This window comes from Streptomyces sp. NPDC107454 (assembly GCF_055582885.1).
On record NZ_JBVJPA010000057.1, the window covers coordinates 1 to 3632 of the forward strand.

General features: G+C 71.3%; 3 protein-coding genes. All 3 read left to right on the forward strand.

The genetic code is table 11. The annotated features are described in order from the left end of the window. A partial coding sequence (locus tag ACZ69M_RS51080; protein ID WP_143138439.1) for an alpha-glucosidase C-terminal domain-containing protein occupies positions 1-114 on the forward strand: 114 nt, incomplete at its 5' end. Between the two features lie 120 nt (positions 115-234). After that, entirely contained in the window at positions 235-1698 is a 1464-nt protein-coding gene (locus tag ACZ69M_RS51085; RefSeq protein ID WP_470060543.1) for a maltokinase N-terminal cap-like domain-containing protein, read from the forward strand. Between the two features lie 36 nt (positions 1699-1734). Beyond that, positions 1735-3632: 1,4-alpha-glucan branching enzyme (gene glgB / locus ACZ69M_RS51090; protein ID WP_470060544.1), on the forward strand; the 1898-nt coding region annotated here is incomplete at its 3' end.

Consider the following 3632-nt stretch of genomic DNA (forward strand, 5'->3'; position numbering starts at 1 on the left):
CCGGTCGAACTCATCGGCGGGGTGCGATTCCCGGCCATCGGAGAGCTGCCGTACTTGCTCACCCTCGCGGGCCACGGCTTCTACTGGTTCCGGCTCCGCAAGGACGCCGTCTGATCCAAGGACAGACTCCAGAACCCGGTCGGCGGGGCGGTTTCCTCCGTCCCGCCCTGGGCACGCATCAGTAACACCCCGACTCGCCCGGTCTCCGGGCCCCTGGGGAAAGGACGCGACGTCATGTCGGAAGCCGCAATCCACTCTGTCACGGCCCCCGTCGCACGCCCCGAGTTACTCGCGTCGCTCGATCCGCTCCTACGGGAATGGCTGCCACGGCAGCGCTGGTTCGCGGGCAAGGGGCGTCCGGTGACCGGGTTCTCCCTGGTGACGGCCAATGAACTGCTGCCCTCGACGGCTCAGCTCGGCCTGCTCCACCTGCTGGTCCGGGCGCACCAGCCGCTCACCCCCGCCCAGGGAGCCGGCACCCAGCCCGGCGACTGCTACCAACTGCTCATCGGCGTACGCGAGGCACTCCCGCCGCACCTCGCGCCCGCGCTGATCGGACACGTGGAGGAGGGGCCGCTGGCGGGGCACACGGTCTACGAGGCACTGCACGACCCGCGCCCCGCCGACGTACTCCTGGAGGCCCTGCGCACCCGGGCCCGCATCGGCGAGCTGCGCTTCGAACGGGACCGACACCAGGAGATACGGGGCGATCTGATACCGCGCCTGATCACCGCGGAACAGTCCAACTCGTCCCTGGTCTTCGGAGATACGTTCATCCTGAAGCTGTTGCGCCGCATCGTCCCGGGGGTGAACCCCGATCTGGAGCTGCCCCTGGCGCTCGCCCGGGAGGGCTGCCCACGGGTGCCGGCACCGACGGCGTGGATGGCCGCCGACCTGGACGAGGAGACGTACGTCCTGGGAGTGCTGCAACCTTATGTGCAGGGCGCGGTGGACGGCTGGGAGCTGGCGCTGAGCGAACTGGCCAAACAGAGCGAACCGGCCGGGGACGGCTGTCGCGGCGGCGAGGGCTTCACCGGGGAGGCGCGGGCGCTGGGCCGGGCCACCGCCGAGGTGCACACGGCCCTCGCCCGGGCCCTGCCCACGGTCACGCTGGGGCACGTGCAGATGGAACTGCTCGCCGGCGGCATGACCGAGCGGCTGGCCGCGGCGGCGCAGGCGGTGCCCGCGCTGCGACCGTACGCCGCCGGTCTGCGCACCGCCTTCGAGGCGCTGGCCGACCTGGCCACCGAGGGGCAGACCTGGACCGCCCAGCGCATACACGGGGATCTGCACCTCGGCCAGTGCCTGCGCGCGCCCTCCGGGGAGTGGTCGCTCATAGACTTCGAGGGCGAGCCCTCGAAACCGCTCGCCGAGCGCCGCATGCCCCAGCCGCCCCTGCGGGACATAGCGGGGATGCTCCGCTCCTTCGACTACGCGGCCCACGCCGTCCCCGGGGCCCCGGCCTCCGCACGAGCGGGAGCCGTCCCGGCGGTGCCCGACTGGGCCGGCCTCTGCCGGGCCGCGTACTGCGCCGGCTACGCGGAGGTCGCCGGCCACGACCCGCGCGCCGATCCCGTGCTCCTGCGCGCTTATGAGACGGACAAGGCGATCTACGAAGTCCTGTACGAGGCCCGGCACCGGCCCGACTGGCTGCCGGTACCGATGGCGGCGATACGCCGACTCGCCGCATCCCCCTGACCTTCCCCACCTCACCCCGCCGAGGAGGCCCTGCCCGTGACGCCCCGCCCCCCGTCCGACGACAGTCCGAAGAAGAACGGTGCCAAGAAGCCGGCTGCCGCCAAGAAGACGGCGGTGAAGAAAGCGACGGCCGAGAAGGCGACGGCCAAGAAAGCTGCCGTCAAGAAAGCCGCTGCTCAGAAGCCTGCCGGGAGCAAGGCCGCGAAGGATGCGAAGGCCTCGGCGGTCTCCGAGGCCGCGAAGAAGGGGGCCGGGGCCAGGGTTCCCGAACCGCGCGCCGGCGAACCGAAGGGCGCCGAGCCCGTGGTCGGGGTGTGCGAGCCCGCCGTCGTCGACAGCGCTCCCGTCTTCGCCGGAGTCGAACCCGGTGACCGCGAGCGGCTGCTCTCCGGCACGCACCACGATCCGCACGGGGTGCTCGGCGCCCATCCGGTGCCCGGCGGTGTGGCCTTCCTGGCCTTCCGTCCGTACGCGCTCGGGGTGACCGTCGTGACGGACGACCTGCGGGCCGAGCTGCACGACGACGGGGACGGGTTCTTCTCGGCGCTGGTGCCGCTGCGCGCGGTCCCGGAGGCGTACCGGCTGCTCGTCGCGTACGAGGGGACGGTTCAGGACACCGAGGACGCGTACCGCTTCCTGCCCGCGCTCGGGGAGTTCGATCTCCATCTGCTCGGCGAGGGACGCCACGAGGAGCTGTGGCGCGCCCTGGGTGCGGAGCCGATGGTGCACCAGGGGGTGACCGGCACCCGCTTCACGGTCTGGGCGCCCAACGCGCGCGGGGTGCGCCTCGCCGGCACCTTCAACTTCTGGGACGGCACCGGGTTCCCGATGCGGTCGCTCGGCTCCTCCGGGGTATGGGAGCTGTTCGTGCCGGCGATCGGCGAGGGCGAGCTCTACAAGTTCGAGATCACCCGCCCGGACGGCTCCCGCACCCTGCGGGCCGACCCGATGGCCCGGCGGACCGAGGTCCCGCCGCGCACCTCGTCGATCGTGCACGCCTCGCACCATGTGTGGACGGACGAGGAGTGGATGGCGGGGCGGGGTGCCCGTCCGGTGCACGAGGCACCGCTGTCCGTCTACGAGGTCCACCTCCCCTCGTGGCGTCCGGGCCTGACCTACCGCCAGCTGGCCGAGCAACTGCCCGCCTACGTCCGCGACCTCGGCTTCACCCATGTCGAGCTGATGCCGGTCGCCGAACACCCCTTCGGTGGCTCCTGGGGCTACCAGGTCACCGGCTTCTACGCCCCCACCGCACGCCTGGGCACCCCCGACGACTTCAAACACCTCGTCGACGCCCTGCACCGGGCCGGGATCGGCGTCCTCATGGACTGGGTACCGGCCCACTTCCCGCGTGACGACTGGGCCCTCGCCGAATTCGACGGACGCCCCCTCTACGAACACGCGGACCCCCAGCGCGCCGCCCACCCCGACTGGGGCACCCTCGAATTCGACTTCGGACGCCGCGAAGTACGCAACTTCCTCGTCGCCAACGCCGTCTACTGGTGCGAGGAGTTCCACATCGACGGCCTGCGCGTCGACGCCGTCGCCTCGATGCTCTACCTCGACTACTCACGCGAACCAGGACAGTGGACCCCCAACGAACACGGCGGCCGGGAGAACCTCGACGCCGTCGCCTTCCTCCAGGAGATGAACGCCACCGTCTACCGCCGCGCACCCGGCGTCGTGACGATCGCCGAGGAGTCCACGGCCTGGGACGGAGTCACCCGGGCCACCCATCACACCGGGCCCGGCGGGTTCGGGGGGCTGGGGTTCGGGCTGAAGTGGAACATGGGGTGGATGCACGACTCGTTGAGCTATGTGCAGCACGAGCCGGTCCATCGCAAGTACCACCACAACGAGATGACGTTCTCGATGGTGTACGCCTACAGCGAGAACTACGTCCTGCCCATCTCCCACGACGAGGTCGTCCACGG